The organism is Microbacterium sp. NPDC055357, assembly GCF_053644835.1.
Genome location: NZ_JBSHLZ010000001.1, coordinates 36,276 through 52,504, shown reverse-complemented (window position 1 = coordinate 52,504; position 16,229 = coordinate 36,276). Strand labels below are relative to the sequence as shown.

The window sequence follows — 16,229 nt, the reverse complement described above, 5'->3', positions numbered from 1 at the left end:
AGCGCCCACGCCCCCGTGCGAGCCGTCAGTCCGACCGGCGGCGACCGGCGAAGGGAACGAGCCCGTCGCGCAGCCGCACGAGGTCGGCCACGTCCATCCCGACCGCTTCGAGAATCTGCTCCGGGACGCGCAGCGCCTGAGCCCGCAGCGCACGACCGGACTCGGTCAGAGTGATGTCCAGCATCCGCTCATCCTCGGGACGGCGCGAGCGCGCCACCCGCCCCTGCGCCTCGAGGCGCTTCACGAGGGGCGACAGCGTCGCCGGCTCCATGGCCAGGTCTTCTGCCAGGTCGCGCAGCGAGCGCGGCGAGCGCTCCCAGAGCGCGAGCATGACGAGGTACTGGGGGTGGGTGAGACCGAGCGGCTCGAGCACGGGCCGATAGAGCGCGACGATGTTGCGTGCCGCCGTCACGATCGCGAAGCACAGCTGGTTCTCGAGCAGGAGAAGGTCGTCGGCGACGTCCGTGGACGGTGAGCTCATGCCCGGATTGTATCGCACCCTGATGATTAGTACACTAAGCATCATGAGCGAGAGAACCGACCGACCCGAGCCGCGGCGTCCGCTCCGACAGCGGGTGAAAGAGGCCGGCGGCTGGTACGCGTGGTGGAACTCGAAGCTGATCCGATACGCGGGTCCCGCTTCGGTGGGGCCCTACGAGACGACGCCCCCGCCGAGCGCCGCCGTTCGGGCCGAGCGGGCGTGCCCGCTGTGCGGTCACCCCGTGAATCAGCACACGTTCGACCGGTCGGGGCCAAAGCCGCTCATGCACTGTCCGTGACGGCTTCGATACGGGGTGGCCTCAACAGGGCGCCGGCCCTAGAGTGAGGATCACCAAGGGAGGTGGCGCGATGTTGTTTGCGTTGAGTTTCATCCTGCTCATCGGCGGAATGTACGTCATGGGCTTGTCGTTCAACATCCCCGAGTTCGGTGGCGTGCTCTTCGTCCTCGGAGTGCTGCTGGTTTCGGCGGCTCTCGCCACACCGCTCACCGCCAGCGCGATCGACTACCGCGGCGAGAAGTCCCCGCGCTGATCTCTCTTCGCGACGCCGCGGAAGGATGCGGCGGACCCCGGCGATACGCTGGAGCACATGGCGAAAGGCGCGAAGGCCCGAGGGAATGGGCGCAAGCCGGCGCCGAAGTCGAAGCGCGCGGCATCCGCATCTCGTGAGTCCCGAGCGCAGGTCGCTCCGGCCCGCCCGGTCTCGACGGGCCCCTTCCGCCTCGGGATGATCCCGGGCGCGACGCCCGGCACGTGGGTCGATCGCTGGATCGAGCGGATGCCGCATGAACCGATCGACCTCGTACCGCTGGCCGTCGCCGACCAGCGCGCGGCGCTCATCGCCGGCGAGGTCGACGCCGCGCTCGTGCGACTGCCGATCGACCGCGACGGGCTGCACGTCATCGCGCTCTATGACGAGGTGCCCGTCGTCGTCTCCTCGAGCGAGTCCCATCTCACGGCGGCCGACGAGCTGACCCTCGCAGACCTCGCGGGCGAGGTCGTGATCACGCCCCTCGACGATGTACTGCGCGTCACGGTGCCGGATGCCGTCACGCCGGCCTTCGAGACTCCGGCGACGACCGAAGACGCGATCGCGACGGTCGCCGCGGGTGTCGGCGTCCTCGTCGTGCCGATGTCGCTCGCCCGGCTGCACCAGCGCAAGGATGCCGCCTCGCGCCCCCTGCGCGACGGACCCGCCTCGACCGTGGCCCTGGCCTGGGTCGCCGATCGCACGACGCCGTCGGTCGAGACATTCGTCGGCATCGTGCGCGGTCGCACGGCGAACTCGTCCCGCTCCTGACCCCTGGCGCGGCGCCCTGGCACGTGGCGAGGGGCCCGGCACATGGCGCGGGGCCCGGCCCGTAGCGCGGGGCCCGGCCCGTGGGTCGGGGCCCGGCCCGTAGCGAGGGGCCCGCACCCTTGGCCTGCGCCCTCCCCCGTGGTGAGGCTCCGCCCGCCCCGGCCGGAGCCCCGGCCGGAGCACCGGCCGCGAGACTGCAACGGGCGGCCGAGACTGCGGGGTTCACCCGCTGTCTCGGCGTGCCGTTGCAGTCTCGCGGTCAAGTGATCCGGGGGATGTCGCGAGCGGATCCGAACCGCGACATCCCCCGACGGATCGGCCTCCGACGACACGCACGAACGTGCGCCCCAGTGTCTTCGGTGCCCCCGACGACGAGAACCCCTGCGTCTCGTCGGCATAGACCGTCCGCTATGAGAAGAGCACCCTCATGTCGCGCTGATACATGCCGCCGAGAAGATTTCTCAGAATCCCGTCCCGTGCACTTGGAAGGGCGCGAGGATGCCGGTGCGCGACGTCGCCGACGCGAGCGCCGCCGAGGGTGTCTCACCCGCCGCGAGGCCCGCGTGCATCGCGCCGAGCACCTCGCACGCGACGTCGTCGGCGGCGGCGACGGGAGCCGCGACGACGGCCCGCGCGCCGGCGTGCAGCCAGACGCGCGTCATGCCGACCGCCTCCTCACCCCAGCGCACCGTCGAGCGGCCGACTTCGCACGCCGACAGCACGACCGTCTGCGGCACGTCCGGGATGAGGTCGACGTCGTAGCCGAACAGGGTGCCGTCGGCGAGCTCGAGACCGGAGAAGAGGGGATGGTCGGCGGCGTGCCGGCCATGCGCGGCGATGTGCAGCACGTCGGCGGTCGTCGCCGACGCCGTGACGGCGGCGACCGTCGCTTCGGCGCCGTGCAGCACGACGTGCTCGCCCCACGTGCCGGCGGCGGTGAGGACCTCTTCGTCACCGCGCGCGACGCGCGGACCGGCAGCGAACACGGCCCGCGCCGCGCGGCGAGGGCGCGCCGCCGACTCGGCCACCCAGCGCGACGCCGAAGGCGCGATCGTGAGCGCGCGCCCCCGCATGGCGGGCAGCATCGTCCACGGAATCCCGGCCAACAGCCCGGGCGCCGTCAGCACGACGCGCGCCGGATCCCGTGCACCGGCCAATGCTCGCCCGACGGTCTCGTGCGAGAGCTGCTCGAGTCGCCCGGCGAGCGCCTGCTGCACGACGGCCGCCATGGGGCCCGATCGCACCGCCGCCGAGACGTCGAGGTCGGCGCGCAGACCTTCGATCGCGGTCCGCACGCGCGATGCGTCGATGTCGACGAGCCGGGCCGAATCGCGATCGACGACGAGAGCGACGAACGCCCGCCCGTCGAAGACGAACGAGATGAGCACGGTGTCCTCGTCGAGGGCCGCCTGCGCGCGGCCCAGCGTGACGCGGTCGTGCACGGCGGCCGTGCGCGTTCGGGCCCACTGCCGTTCCCGCGCGCGAGCGCGCAGCACGTCGACGCGCGCATCGGTCAGCCAATCGCCGTCCGGGTCCGCGAGACGGATGCGGCGCAGCTCTTCGAGCTCGGACGCCAGCACGGGATCGGGCGGCGGTCGCAGCGGCACGACCTGCGTGTGCAGGTGCCGCGAACGCTCGGACCACTCGAACACGATGTCGGGTCGACCCGATCGCAACGCCGACGCGAGCCCCGTCATCATGAGGCCGAGCCCCTGCCGCGCGATCGAGCCGGACTGCTCGAGGCTCGCCCCGAGCCGCTGCGACTGCTCGAGCAGGTCGATGCCCTGCGCCGCGCGCCGTCGCGCGTCACTCTCGCGACCCGCGCGCCGGGCGCGCTCGGCGGCGACTTCGTGCGACAGCATCGCGATGTCCAGCGGTGTGCCGGCGCGCAGGCGCGGACCGCGGATGCCGGGGTCCCCACCACGTCGCAGCGCGTCCAGCGCCGCGGTCAGGCGCAGCGCGGCGGCGTCGTGCGGAAACCCGTGCGTCTCGAGCGCCTCGACGACCGCCGCGACGGCGACCGGGGACGGGGGACGACCGGGCGTCAGCGGCGTCCCCGCGCGGTCGAGCCGACCGTGCGACAGCCGGGCGCGCAGCCGGATCCCGTCGGCACGCGCCGCCCAGGCGTGACTGCCCTGCCCCCGGAACCGGCGCGCCGATGCGTGCGCGACGGCCGCCGCGCGCGCCGGATCGTGATCGAGCAGCGAGCGCGCGAGCTGGTATTCGGCGCGAGCGCGCTCGCCGGGCGCGCGGTGCCGGCCGAGGACATGCACGACGTTCGCGAGCGCGTGCTCCGCCTCGGTCTGCAACCCCGCGTCGCGCAGGACCTCGGCGTGGTCGAGCTCATTGACGGCCGCCCAGAAGTCGGACTCCCCATCGAGCGGCTCGCGGACGGACTGCATGAGCGACAGCGCCGTCACGAGGTCGCCCGAGAGCATCGCGACATAGCCGCGGTTGTGCACCGCCTGCTCGGCTTCCAGCGCGCGACCTGCCGCCCGGTAGGCGGCTTCGGCCCAGTGCAGATCGTCGGCGGCGGCCTCCCACCGTCCTCGCTGCATGTCCGCCACGCTGCGGTTCATCCGCATGTTGGCCGAGCGCACGGGGTCGCCGTCGAGGGCGTCGATCGCGTCGGTGAGCCACGAGACGGCGCTGTCCAGCGCGCCTCGCTCGAGCTCGAGCGCACCCATCTGCCCCGCGAGGATCGCGCGGGTGTCCTGGCCGAGGTCGGTGCGCGCGATCGCCTGGCGGCACAGCGCGACGCCGCCGTCCACATCTCCGAGTCGCGCGAGCAGGTACGCCGTCGTGCCGGTCACCCTGGCCTGCACGTCGCTGTCGCCGTCGCGCGCGGCCGCGGCCGCGGCATCCGCCAGCACCGCCCGGGCCGCGGTGTACCGGCCCGCGTTGACGAGCTCGACACCGCGCGCGGAGAGGTCTTCGGCGCTCGCGGTCACCTTCACATGATGGCCCGTCGCGGCGGGCCGCGCATCGTCAGGGCTCGATGCGCGAGCCGTCCTCGGCCGCGATCTCGGCGAGCGCCTTCCCGACGATGTCGCGTGGCTTGTGCGCGGAGTTCGCCATGAGCCCGGGCACGAGCGCCGTCGCGATGCGGGCCGCGACGTAGGGTGCGGCGAACGAGGTGCCGCTCCAGATCGCGTATCCCGCCGAGTAGTCGTCGGGGTCGAGGCTCTGCCGCCGGCGACCGAGCAGGTCGGCGCTCGACCCCGATTGCACGCCGCCCATCAGGGCGGGGAAGGCGCTGAGCACCGAGGTGCCGCGTCCGTAGGCGTTCACCCACGGGCCGATGTTGCTGTACAGCGCGACCGACGTGCGCTGCGGATTGAGCGCCCCCACCGCGAGGTGCCGCGCGAGCCCCTTCTTCTCGGTGATGCCGAGATCGGTGTCGCCCCAGCCGTAGAGCGCCGCGGGAAAGGTCGGGCGGTCGGTCGCGTCGTTGCCCGCCGAGCACACGACGATGACCCCGAGCGCGCGCAGGCGCCGCAGCGCGTCATAGAGCCGCAGTGAGAACAGGCCGTCCTCGGGGGTCTCGTGGTAGTAGCCGAGCGACAGGTTGACCACGTCGAGCGGATTGCTCTCGGCCCACACCGCGAGCTCTTCGACCGCGTCGATGAGTTCGCTCTCGAGCACCGTGCCGTTGCTGTCGGCGACCCGGATCGAGACGAGGTCGGCCTCGGGGCACACCTGCCGCAGGATGCCGGCGACGAACGTGCCGTGGCCGGCAGCGTCGTCGAGGTAGCCGTCGCGCGGACCGGTCTGATCGCCGTACACCTCGGGGTCGGTGAGCGGGTCCTCGACGCCGATCACCTCGCCGGGGCGCGTGGGCGACGGCAGACGTCGCCGGACGATGTCGCCGGATCCGGTCTCGGGCGGCAGCCACGGGTCGTGCACGCCGCATCCCGTGTCGAAGTACGCGATGACGGGGCGGCGCCCGCCGCGGGCGAGCGGCCGGGTGCGCACGGGTGCCGGGCCGATGTAGTCGACGACCTCGAGGCCGCCCGTGCCCGGGTAGGCGTATCCGTCGGTACCCGACGGGTTCGTCTTGCCGTGCGGATTGGTCTTGCCGTGCGGGTTCGTCTTGCCGTGCGGGTTGAGTCCGATCGGCGCGACCGAGAGCACGTGGTCCAGACCCGTGCGGCGCAGGGCCGCGTCGCCCGTGATGGCGTCGCGCTCGGACTCGGCGGTCCGCTCCCGCACCGAGCGATCGAGGGATCGGGATGCCGCGAGCGAGATGCGGCGCTTCGCGTCGGCCAGCTGCGGGTCCTCGTCGCGCTTTCCTCGCTTCTTGCGGCGCGGCTCGAGCGCTCGTCGGCGCGCGTGCTGCAGAAGCCGCCACGCGTCGATCGGCGGCACGGGCTCGTCGTCGCGCTGCGGGTTGGGCGCCTGCACGATGCGGGCCCGCGTGAGCTGCTCGCCGTTCTTGCGGATGGTCTCGAGCTCGACGTCCCAGCCGAGCTCGGCGGCGGCCTCCCGCAGCACCGCGTGCGCGTCGCCGGGCTCGCCCGAGATGATCAGGTGCCCCGCGGCGTACACCGTGCCGAAGGCCGGGATCCCGGGAACCGGGTCGCGCCGCGGATCCAGCGCGACACCGCGAGGCAGCGCGGCCGCCTCACGCTCCCGCCAGGACCGGAAGCCGGGGTCGTCCGCCATGAGCACGCCTTTCGTCGGGTCAGACCTCGAACTGCGGGGTCTGGAAGTCGCGGATGTCGCCCGCGGCATCCTTCACCGCGAGCCGCAGCCGCCAGAGGCCGGCGGCGACGTCGGCGAAGGCGAACCGTCCGTGCTCGCTCGACTGCGCCGTCTCCTCGTGTCCATCCTGGACCAACCGCACGGCGAGTGCGGGGACGTCGACCCAGCCGTCGATGCGGCGGGTCTGCCCGGCCGCCTTGGTGACGTGCAGCAGGACGGTCGTCGTGCCGTCGCTGAACTGCAGCGTCGAGGCGTCGCTCCCGGTGCGCACGGCTGCGCGCTCCGACGCCTCGACGAGGGTCAGCAGCGCGTACTCGTGCGACAGGTCCTCGACCGCGACGGCCGCGACCATGCGGTCGACGAGATCGGCCGGTGCGGGATCGACGGCCTCCCACACGCCGCGCAGTCGTGCGAACAGTGCCGCGTCCGCGGCGAAATCCTCAGTTGCCATGACGGCCCTCTCCCCATCCTTCGCCCTCGAGCTTCTTGCGGAGCTTGCCGAGGCACCGCTGTCGGGTCGGCCCGATCGATCCGACCGGCATCGACAGGTCCTCGGCGATGCGTGCGTAGTCGGGGCGCTCCTCGAACGCCACGACGCGCAGCAGCCGGCGACATCGCTCATCGAGCGAGCCGACGCCCGCCCACAGCCGGCGGGTCTCGTCGTCGCGCACGGCCGTGCGCTCGGCGGATTCCCCCGTCGGCAGGTGCGGTTCGAGGGTGTCGGCATCGGTGGCATCCGCTCGTCTGTGCAGTCTGCTCACCCGCCATGCTTCGCGGCGCGCGCACATCGTCAGCCAGCCGGCAACGGCACGCGGCTGCGTGATCGTCGCGTGACGGCGCACGAGCGTGAGCCAGGCCGTCTGCACGACGTCTTCGGCGAGCGTGCGTTCGAGGCCGTACGCACGCACGACGTGCCACAGCACCGGTGTCATGAGGCGCACGAGATCGTCCATGGAGCGACGATCGCCCGCCCGCCACCTCTCGAAGAGGTCGGCGGCGCGCTCCCAGCGACTCGGCTCGGTCGAAGGGGCGGATGCCTCGGAGCCGGTGTGCGTCATGACGCCCATTGTGTCCACACCGATCCAGAGCACGAAACCCCGAGTCTGATACATCGGCCCGAGCAGCGCGGAACGGGGTTCTCTATACCGGGGATGCGCAGCACGCTCACGTCTGGGACTGTTCAGGGTCGCGCCGCAGCCCCGTGCGGCGACACAGCGTCCGACTCGCAACCCCGCACGGGTCGACCTAGACTCGCGCCATGACGACCGCCCCTCTGCTCTATGTCTGCGTGCGACCGCAGCGCGAGGCCGCCGAGGCCGAGTACGAGTCGTTCCGGGCCGGGGCACGGCTCGATGTCGACGGCATCGACTCGCACGACCTCGTCGGGGCGCCCCTGCCCGGTGACGCCCTCGAGCGCTACAGCGGGTTCGTCGTCGGCGGCAGCCCGTTCAGCGTGACCGACCCCGAATCGACGAAGCCCGACACGCAGCTGCGCGTCGAGCGCGAACTCGCCGAGCTCGCGCAGGCCACGCTCGAGGGCCGCACCGCGTCGCTGTTCACGTGCTACGGCATCGGCATCGTGACGCGGCTCCTCGGCGGCGAAGTCAGCCGCGCACACCCCGAAGACACCGGGCCCACGGTCGTCGAGCTCACCGATGACGGCGCGACGGACCCCCTCTTCGGCGGCCTCGCGCACCGGTTCACGGCGCTCACGGCGCACAAGGAGGGCGCCGGTGTCGCCCCTCCGGGGGCGGTCCTGCTCGCGACGAACGAGGCCTGCCCCGTGCAGGCGTACCGCGTCGGCGACAACCTCTATGCGACGCAGTTCCACCCCGAGCTCACCCCGCGCGCGCTCGTGGATCGCATGGCGGTGTACCGCGACGACGGCTACTTCGACACCGACGACTACGACGTCGTCGCGGGGCGCGTGCTGGCGGCATCCGTCACCGAGCCCCCGCGTCTCTTGCGCGCGTTCGCGAAACGGTTCAGGCCGGCCTGATTCACGCCTCGGCGTTGCGGGCGCCGACGACGCGGCTGGCGAGCGTCGCGACCACCGGTACGAGGATCACGAGGACGCCGACGATGATCGCCGTCACACCGATCGCGGTGTCACGGGGTTCGAGCGCAAGTCGGTTGTAGGCGACCCACCCCAGGCCCCACGCGAGGGCGAGACCGGGGGACACATGCCAACCCGACCGCCACGCGACGGCGAGCCCGATCAGCCCGACGACGATCACGACGGCGACCCCGATAGGCGTTCCGGCATCAGCCCACTCGGCCGGACCCTCTTCGGTGAGCCAGGCCGACACGTTGGCCACCGTCGCGAGCGACACCCACCCCAGATGCAGCCCCACGCTCAGGTCGGTCAGGAACGAATCGAGGAAGCCTTCGGCGGGGTAGGCCACCGTGCGCTGGAAGGCGATGCACAGCACGATGAGCAGCGCGACGATGCCGATGACGCTCACAAGCAGCGTCGTATACAGGGCGAGCAGAATCCAGACGCCGTTGAGCACGGCCGACAGCGCGATCCACCAACCGATGGCACGCTGCCTCTCGCGCGTGCGCTGGTTCGGCAGCGCCTGCCAGATCGCGTACCCGATCATCAGCACGTAGATGGCGCTCCAGATCGCGAACGCCGTCGAGGCGGGGGTGAGCAGCGTCGCGTCGGAATCGAGCGCGCCGCCCTGCGCGTCTTCGACCGGGGTGTCGCCGATCAGCCCCCTGCCGGCGAGCGAGGAGATGACCATGAACACGGTCGCGGAGATGACGGCGATCTGGCGGGTGAGGTCCTTCGACGAAGCGGCCATCCTGCGAGCGTACGGAATCCCGCGCGTGCGGTCAGGGGCTTGACACGTGGCGAGTCACCCATCGAGCGGGTGGTCGAGCAGCAGCGCGATGCGGTCATCGAGGTAGCCCTGCAGCGGCGTGTAGCCCCCCGAGGCACTCCACTTCACGCTCGGCACGCCATCGACGAGCGCGAGAGGACCGGAGGCCCCACCCGTATCGACGGCGACAGGATCCAGCATCCGCCAGCCGATGTGCACGGTCGCGCCCTCGGCGAATCCACCGCGGCGGGCGGCCGCGGCCAGGGCTGCGCGGCGGCGCTGCGCTTCGGCCGTGAATCCGCGGCGCACCTCTTCGCGCGCCCGCAGGATGTCGCCGACGGCATACACCGCGTCCTCTGACAGCAGCAGCACGCCCACGCGCCATGCCGAACCCCGCGGCACGATCCGCGGCGCCCGAGCGATCCCGAGGATGCGGCGCGGGTGGACCTGTTCGCCGAGCCCTTCGCGCGGGGCATCCGCCAGCCGCCGGCGCGCGTCGGCGAGGATCGCCGCGACGCTCACGCTTCGGCCTCGGACGGCACGACGGTCTCTTCGGGCTGCGGGCGACGCAGCGCCATGGCGACGAGGGGGAAGACGAGCACCGAGAGCATGCCGGCGCCGACGAGCACCGACGCCGCGGCCGACGTGAGCACGCCCTCGGCGACGCCGATCGCGGTCACGGCGACGATGATCGGCAGTCCCGTCGCACCGAGGAGGCCCAGGGCGACGCGGTCGCGGCGGGACGACCCGTCCGGCGCCGCGAACAGCGACGGGATGCCGCGGACGATGACGAGCACGAGAGCGGTGACCGGCACGGCGGCGAGCAGCAGGGGCTCGGCGAGCAGAGCATCGAGGTCGAACGTGATGCCGGTGTAGATGAAGAAGATCGGGATGAGGAAGCCGAAGGCGACCCCCTCGACCTTGCTCTCGACCGCCTCGCGGTCGGCAGGCGCGGCATCGCGCATCATGAGACGCCACACGATGCCCGCGGCGAATGCGCCGAGGAGCATGTCGAGGTCGAGCACGATGCTCAACACGACGAGGGCGGCGAGCACGAGGAAGACCAACCGGATCGCGAACTGTCCCGACGTGTGCAGGGTGGCGTTCACGGCGCGGTGCATCGCTCCGACGGGCACGCGGAACGCGAGCCAGATCGCCGCGCCCGCGACGACGGCGAAGAGGGCGAGGACCACGGTCGACAGCCCCGGGTCGCGTCCGCCGAGGAAGATCGATATCGCCACGAGCGGCCCGAACTCGCCCACCGCTCCCACCGCGCCCACCGCCCGGCCGAACGGCGTGCGCAGCTCGCGCGCATCGCGCAGGATCGGAAGGATCGTGCCGAGCGCGGTCGAGCACAGTGCGACGCCGATGATGACGGCGGCTTCGCCGGGCGCGATCATCCAGCCGAGGCCGATGCCGGCGGCGAGGCTCACGAGCCAGCCGACGCCCGCCGTGCGGCCGCCGCGACCGCGGAAGGACGCGACGTCGATCTCGGTCCCCGCGACGAAGAACAGCATCGCGACGCCGAACTGCGCGAGGGTGTCGACGAACGCCGACGGCTGCGCCCAGCCGAGCAGGCTCGGACCGACCGCGATGCCGAGCACGAGCTCGAACACGACGATGGGGATGCGCACCCAGCGGTGCAGCCCTCGGGCGAGGATCGGAGCCAGCACAGCGAGCAGCGGGATCACCAGCAGCGTCGGCTCGAGATCGTCCACGGCATCACATTAGCGATGCCGTGTCCGCTCAGACGACGAGCGGTGAGAACCGCGGCGGCGCGCCTCGCGTGAAGACGCCGACAGTCGCCTCGGGCACCTCCTGCCAGTGCCGCCTGCTCCAGTGCAGCTCGAGCGGTTCGGAGACGACGATCTGAGCGTCGGCGGGCAGCGGCTCGACGACACCCGTGGCCACGTGCAGCGTCTCCGGCCCGACGCTGTGGAAGAGCGAGGGAGCCGGCCCCGCGTCGGGGCTCGTCCACCGCAGCACGACGAGCCGATCACCGTCGGACGCGCACATCGTGGCGTGGAACGGCTCCGCGATGCCGTGCTCTTTCCGCGCCCGCTCGACGCGACCGACCATGCGGGTGAGCGCGGCGACCGGGTCGGCGGCGAGGCCGTAGGTGAGAGCGAGGAAGAAACACACCTCGCTGTCGGTCGTGCCGAGCAGACGGGGGTATAGACCGGGATCGATCTCGAACGTCAGCTCACGGCGCACCTGATCGAACCCGCTGATCTCGCCGTTGTGCTGGAACATCCACCCGTCGTGCACGAACGGATGCGTGTTCTGCTCCGAGATGGTGCCGCCGGGCGCCGCGCGGACATGGGCCAGGAAGCATCCCGACTCGATGTGGGCGGCGAGGTCCCTGAGGTTGCGGCTGTCCCACGCTGGCGTGATCTGGCGGTACTGACCGAGCGCGCCGCCGCGACCCGACCACGCGATACCGAACCCGTCTCCGTTGGTCGGAAACGCCCGGCGGCGGAACTGCGATGCCATCGCGGCGCCCGGCAGGTACAGCTCGCGCGCGAGCAGGCTCTGGTCGATGAGCGAGTGGTCGGGTTTGACGAGCACGTCTTCGAGGGCGACGGGCGTTCCCAGATAGGCCAACCAGCGGCACATGTCAGCTCGCCGCCCCGGCCAGACCCGGCAACAGCTTCACGAGGCCCGCGGCCATGATCTCGAACGCGAGCACGATGACGATGAGACCGACCAGGCGCAGCAGGATGTTCATGCCGAACGTGCCCAGCACGGCCCGGATCGGAGTAGCGAGCAGGAAGACGACGAACGCGATCCCGACGTTCACCGTGAGCGCCAGCAGCACCGTCAGTGAGGGGTTGTCGGCCGTCGCGATCAGGATCGTCGACATGAAACCGGGTCCGAGGATCATCGGCACCGCGAACGGGAACATGAGCGTCAGGAACGCGGCTCGCCGGCCCGCGGCGGACTCCTCGCTCGTGGGCGGCGGCGGCGCCGATCCCGCGACCGCCTGCGTCACGGCCGTCGAAACGGCGTCCGGCCCGCCCTTGACCGCGTTCGTCGCGAGTGAGGATGCGGCATCCGTCGATGATGCGTGCACGGATGCCGCGGCGTGCACGGCCGTGTGTCCGCGCTTGACGAGGTCGTGGACGACCCGCCACAGGCTGCGCCCCGCCTTCTTCGTGTCGTCGGCGTGCGTGTTCATCATCGCGATGCCCGAGAGCAGGATGACGAAACCGCCGCCGACCCGCAGTCCCGCGATGTCGATCCCGAAGAAGCCGAGCACGGCGTTGCCCGCGTACAGCACGATGACGCCGCCGACCCAGACCGTCGCGACCGTCAGCACGGCGCCCAGCAGCTTCTGCTGCCATGTCGTGAGCGGCGCGGTGTAGCCGAGGAAGAACGGGATGCCCGAGAAGGGATTGGCGATCGCGAACATCGCACCGAAGACCGCGACGAAGCCGACGATATGGGAGTCCATGGTTCCTCCTGCCCGTGCCGATGCACGTGAGCACCAGCATGGCGGCCCGGCGGGGCGCAGCCCGGCACCGGCGTCGCGGACACGCGGATCTGGCACGGATCGTCTCACCCTCACCGCCCGGACGTGCCGCGGATCGGGGCACCCGATGCCCGCCGAGGCGGTTCAGGTGAGCGCTTCGCGCGCGGCATCCGCCTTCTTCTCGGCCGCGCGGGCCTGCTCGGCCGCGGCGGCATACTCGGCGTCGCGGAGGCGCAGCTGCTCGTCGGCGGCTTCGGCGTCGGCCTCGAGCCGGTGCAGGTCGCGCCGCAGGTCTTCGATGCGCTCGGACAGGTGATCGACGCGCTCCTGCGCCTTCTCGCGCTGTGCGGCGGCACGGCGGAGCTCCCGATCCGCCTCGCCCGCGAGCCGCTCGGCCTCGCGCGCGGCTTTCTCGGCCGCCTTGCGGGCACGGCGCTCGGCGAGGTCGTCGCGAGGCGCCGGCCGCGGGACGCCGGCGAGCGACCCGCCGACAGCGCCCGCGAGGTCGCCGATCGCGCCCGCCTCGAGCGGCTTCACGAGGCGTCCCGTCAGGACGGCCGAAGCTGCGGCAGCATCCATGATCGCGGCATTGATGGTCTTCTCGATGTCGTCGCGTGCTGCGGCGCTGACGGTCGTCCCGGCCTGTTCGGCGAGGCGCACGGCCTCTCCCGCGAGGGCGGCGACGAGCGCGCGGCGCTGGCGGCCGAGCTTCGCGAGCTCCGCCGCGTCGAGGTCGTCCTGCGCGTCGCGCAGTGCGGCCGACAGCTCGACCGCTTCGGCGAGCTGCCCGTCGCGAACGAGCAGGTTGACCGCCCACGCCGCGACCGTGGGCTTGCGCAGCGCCTTCACCGACCTCGCGTGCGGCCCCGTCGCGCGTGCGTTGCGGGCCGCGGTGAACTCGTCCGGCGGCAGGACGTACAGCTCCGCGGCGATGTCGTCGACGTCATCGGCTCCCACACCCCCATTCTGCGTCCTGGACCGTGCGACTGCAGGACGGTGCCGCCGCGATCGGGCCGTGCCGAGTTCGAGCGGATCCTGCGCCGCGTGCTGTTGGAGGCGTGGACGCGACTCGGAGCGCCTCGCTAGGGTGATCGGCGACGAGAGGACCGGATCATCGACGAGACCGCGCTCATCACGGCCGGGGTTGCGCTGTTCACCATCTGCAACCCGGTCGGGACTCTGCCCGTCTTCCTGAGCGTCACCGAGGGCATGACGGTCGCGAAGCAGCGGAGGGTCGCGCTGATGACGGGGGTCGGCGTGTTCGCCGTGCTCGCCGTCTCGCTCGTGCTCGGCTCGCTCATCCTGCAGTTCTTCGGCATCAACGTGCCCTCGCTCAAGATCGCGGGATTCCTCTTCGTCTCGACGATCGCGTGGGCGATGATGACCAGAAGCGGGTCGATCCTGCCGAAGCAGAACGACGGCGATCCCGCGATCGTTCCCCTCGCGATGCCGGTCGTCGCCGGCCCCGGCGCGATCGCCCTCGTCATCGCGTTCGCGAAGGACAACCCTGCCCTGCTCGACTATCTGTGGGGGCTGCTCATCGTACTGGTGTCGGCCGTCGCGACGGCGATCATCTACTTCTTCGGCCCCTACCTGGCCAAAGCGCTCGGCCCCGCGGGCATGGACATCTTCCAGAAGCTCTTCGGCCTCATCCTGCTCGCGATCTGCGTCGAGCAGATCCTGACCGCGATGCCGAAGATCTGGCCGGGGCTGGGCGGCTGACCGACGGATGCCGCGGCGCGACCGGCGTCAGAAGGGCCACACGAGCGGCACGTAGAGCACCGCGACCACGAGGAACAGCACGACCAGCGGCAGCCCGAGCTTCCAGTAGTCGCCGAAGCGGTAGCCGCCCGGCTCCATCACCATGAGGTTGACCGGCGTCGCGATCGGCGTGAGGAACGCCGCCGCGCCGGCGACCGTGAGCGCCATCATGAACGGCTGCACCGAAACGTCGAGCGTCGCGGCGATCGATACGGCGACGGGCGCGACGATGAGCACCGTCGCGGTGTTGCTGATGAGCTGGCCGAGCACGACGGTCACCAGGCACAGGGCGAGCAGCGCCACCTGCGCGCCGCCGTCGCCGATCATCCCGAGCAGGCCTCCCGCGATCAGGTCGGCGGCGCCGGTCTGGATGAACGCCGTCGCGAGCGGGATCATGCCGGCGATGAGCACGATCGTCGTCCAGGGGATCGCCTGATAGGCCTGCGCGACCGGAACCGTGCGCGTGACCACCAGGACGCAGGCCGCGATCAGGGCGACGGCGGCGGGCGGCACGAGTCCCGTCGCCAGGGCGACGACCATCGCCGCGAGCACGGCGAGGGCCACCGGGGCGCGTCTGCCCAGCGGCACCGAGCGTCGCAGCCGGGCGGGCGCGTCGACGGGGATGATGGATGCCGCCGGCGACTCGGTGTGGCGCGCGAGGTCGTCCCACGTGCCCTGCAGCAAGAGGGCGTCGCCGGCTTGCACGACGATGTCCTGTCCGGTCAGATGCTCCGTGCCGCGCCGCGCCGCGAGCAGCACGAGGTCGCCGCTCGGCGTCGCCATGCCGGTGCACAGCCGCGCGCCGATGAGCGGAGAGCGCGGCGGCACGACGACCTCGGTCACGCCGTTGACCGGCCCCAGCATCGTGCCGGTGTCCAGGGTGACGTCGTACTGCGCGCGCAGCAGCCGGGCATGCCGGGCCAGGTCGGTCGGCATGAGCGCGCCGTTGCGCGAGGGCAGCAGCCGCGAGCCGAACAGCCCGATGATGATGAGGGTGCCCGCCAGCAGCGGCAGCCCGACCAGCGCGAACTCGAAGTAGCCGAACCGGCGTCCTCCGCTGTCTGCGGCGATCGACGAGACGATGACGTTCACCGGCGTCCCCGTCAGGAGCAGCATCGATCCGGCATGCGACGCGAAAGCGAGCGGCATGAGCAGCTGCGAGGTCGGGATGCCGGCACGCGCGGCGACGACCACCACGAGCGGCAGCAGGGCGGCGACGGCCCCGTTGAGGCTGATGAACGCCGTGAGCACGGCGACGAGCACGCCGACGACGAGCAGAAGCCGTCGGCGTCCTGTGCCCGCCCGACCCATCACCACCTGACCCGCCCACGCCGTCACCCCCGTCGCATCCAACGACTCGCTCACAACGAACAGCGCCGCGATGAAGAGCACGATCGGGTCGCCGAATCCGGCGAGCGCCTGCGGAAGCGTGAGGACGCCCGTGAAGAACAGTGCGAGCGACACCCCGATCGCCACGACGCCGAGGGGAACCCTGTTGCTGACGAACCCGATGACCGCGAGCACGAGGATGACGAGCGTTGCGACGACGGGGTCCACGCGACCGAGCGTACTCACGCGGCCCGCGGTGCGGCAGGTGTGCGACGGGCAGGACCGGGTGTGACGGAAGCCGCCTCACACCGTGCACGGAGCGGGAGGACGGCGTCGGA

The 16,229-nt window shown here is 71.9% G+C and carries 17 protein-coding genes; 5 read left to right on the top strand and 12 right to left on the bottom strand.

Annotated features, from left to right (window positions below):
• Positions 1 to 25: 25 nt before the first annotated feature.
• Positions 26 to 481 (bottom strand): MarR family winged helix-turn-helix transcriptional regulator, encoded by a 456-nt coding sequence (locus ACWICD_RS00275; RefSeq protein ID WP_454138952.1) that lies wholly within the window; start codon positions 479 to 481, stop codon positions 26 to 28.
• A gap of 43 nt (positions 482 to 524) precedes the next feature.
• Here ACWICD_RS00275 and ACWICD_RS00270 point away from each other — a divergent pair, with 43 nt between their 5' ends.
• The 3 genes from ACWICD_RS00270 to ACWICD_RS00260 all read left to right on the top strand — a co-directional run bounded on the left by ACWICD_RS00270 (position 525) and on the right by ACWICD_RS00260 (position 1,800).
• Entirely contained in the window at positions 525 to 779 is a 255-nt protein-coding gene (locus ACWICD_RS00270; RefSeq protein ID WP_376130925.1) for a hypothetical protein, read from the top strand.
• A gap of 82 nt (positions 780 to 861) precedes the next feature.
• Positions 862 to 1,032, top strand: coding sequence for a hypothetical protein (locus ACWICD_RS00265; RefSeq protein ID WP_376130928.1), 171 nt, complete (start codon positions 862 to 864; stop codon positions 1,030 to 1,032).
• 57 nt (positions 1,033 to 1,089) lie between these two features.
• Positions 1,090 to 1,800, top strand: a complete 711-nt coding sequence (locus ACWICD_RS00260; protein WP_454138951.1) for a LysR substrate-binding domain-containing protein — start codon at positions 1,090 to 1,092, stop codon at positions 1,798 to 1,800.
• A gap of 461 nt (positions 1,801 to 2,261) precedes the next feature.
• Here ACWICD_RS00260 and ACWICD_RS00255 read toward each other — a convergent pair whose 3' ends face one another.
• The 4 genes from ACWICD_RS00255 to ACWICD_RS00240 are packed head-to-tail and all read right to left on the bottom strand — an operon-like array spanning position 2,262 to position 7,562.
• Positions 2,262 to 4,751 carry a CHAT domain-containing protein gene (locus ACWICD_RS00255; RefSeq protein ID WP_454138950.1) on the bottom strand — a complete coding sequence of 830 codons (2,490 nt, stop codon included), beginning with the start codon at positions 4,749 to 4,751 and terminating at the stop codon, positions 2,262 to 2,264.
• Between the two features lie 37 nt (positions 4,752 to 4,788).
• On the bottom strand, positions 4,789 to 6,465 hold the full coding sequence (locus ACWICD_RS00250; RefSeq protein ID WP_454138949.1) for a S8 family peptidase: 1,677 nt from the start codon (positions 6,463 to 6,465) through the stop codon (positions 4,789 to 4,791).
• 19 nt (positions 6,466 to 6,484) lie between these two features.
• Entirely contained in the window at positions 6,485 to 6,955 is a 471-nt protein-coding gene (locus tag ACWICD_RS00245; RefSeq protein WP_454138948.1) for a hypothetical protein, read from the bottom strand.
• Positions 6,945 to 7,562, bottom strand: a complete 618-nt coding sequence (locus ACWICD_RS00240; protein WP_454138947.1) for an RNA polymerase sigma factor — start codon at positions 7,560 to 7,562, stop codon at positions 6,945 to 6,947. Before ACWICD_RS00240 ends, ACWICD_RS00245 begins: the two co-directional genes overlap by 11 nt.
• A 200-nt stretch (positions 7,563 to 7,762) precedes the next feature.
• On the opposite strand from ACWICD_RS00240, the gene ACWICD_RS00235 reads away from it, so the two are divergent.
• Positions 7,763 to 8,503: a glutamine amidotransferase-related protein gene (locus ACWICD_RS00235; RefSeq protein ID WP_454138946.1), complete on the top strand. Its 741-nt coding sequence runs from the start codon at positions 7,763 to 7,765 to the stop codon at positions 8,501 to 8,503.
• 1 nt (position 8,504) lies between these two features.
• On the opposite strand, the gene ACWICD_RS00230 is transcribed toward ACWICD_RS00235, so the two are convergent.
• From ACWICD_RS00230 to ACWICD_RS00205, 6 genes are all read right to left on the bottom strand, one after another.
• Positions 8,505 to 9,311, bottom strand: a complete 807-nt coding sequence (locus tag ACWICD_RS00230; protein WP_376130832.1) for a tryptophan-rich sensory protein — start codon at positions 9,309 to 9,311, stop codon at positions 8,505 to 8,507.
• Between the two features lie 54 nt (positions 9,312 to 9,365).
• Positions 9,366 to 9,851: a glutaminase gene (locus tag ACWICD_RS00225; protein ID WP_454138945.1), complete on the bottom strand. Its 486-nt coding sequence runs from the start codon at positions 9,849 to 9,851 to the stop codon at positions 9,366 to 9,368.
• Positions 9,848 to 11,047 carry a cation:proton antiporter gene (locus tag ACWICD_RS00220; RefSeq protein WP_454138944.1) on the bottom strand — a complete coding sequence of 400 codons (1,200 nt, stop codon included), beginning with the start codon at positions 11,045 to 11,047 and terminating at the stop codon, positions 9,848 to 9,850. The genes ACWICD_RS00225 and ACWICD_RS00220 overlap by 4 nt, the downstream gene beginning before the upstream one ends.
• 28 nt (positions 11,048 to 11,075) lie before the next feature.
• Positions 11,076 to 11,945: a class II glutamine amidotransferase gene (locus ACWICD_RS00215; RefSeq protein ID WP_376130823.1), complete on the bottom strand. Its 870-nt coding sequence runs from the start codon at positions 11,943 to 11,945 to the stop codon at positions 11,076 to 11,078.
• 1 nt (position 11,946) lies between these two features.
• Positions 11,947 to 12,783 (bottom strand): MarC family protein, encoded by an 837-nt coding sequence (locus ACWICD_RS00210; RefSeq protein ID WP_454138943.1) that lies wholly within the window; start codon positions 12,781 to 12,783, stop codon positions 11,947 to 11,949.
• A 162-nt stretch (positions 12,784 to 12,945) separates the two neighbouring features.
• Entirely contained in the window at positions 12,946 to 13,758 is an 813-nt protein-coding gene (locus tag ACWICD_RS00205; protein WP_454138942.1) for a transposase, read from the bottom strand.
• A 153-nt stretch (positions 13,759 to 13,911) separates the two neighbouring features.
• On the opposite strand from ACWICD_RS00205, the gene ACWICD_RS00200 reads away from it, so the two are divergent.
• Positions 13,912 to 14,523 carry a MarC family protein gene (locus ACWICD_RS00200; RefSeq protein WP_454139225.1) on the top strand — a complete coding sequence of 204 codons (612 nt, stop codon included), beginning with the start codon at positions 13,912 to 13,914 and terminating at the stop codon, positions 14,521 to 14,523.
• Positions 14,524 to 14,550: 27 nt separating this feature from the next.
• Here ACWICD_RS00200 and ACWICD_RS00195 read toward each other — a convergent pair whose 3' ends face one another.
• Entirely contained in the window at positions 14,551 to 16,119 is a 1,569-nt protein-coding gene (locus ACWICD_RS00195) for an SLC13 family permease (protein WP_454138941.1), read from the bottom strand.
• Positions 16,120 to 16,229: the final 110 nt, after the last annotated feature.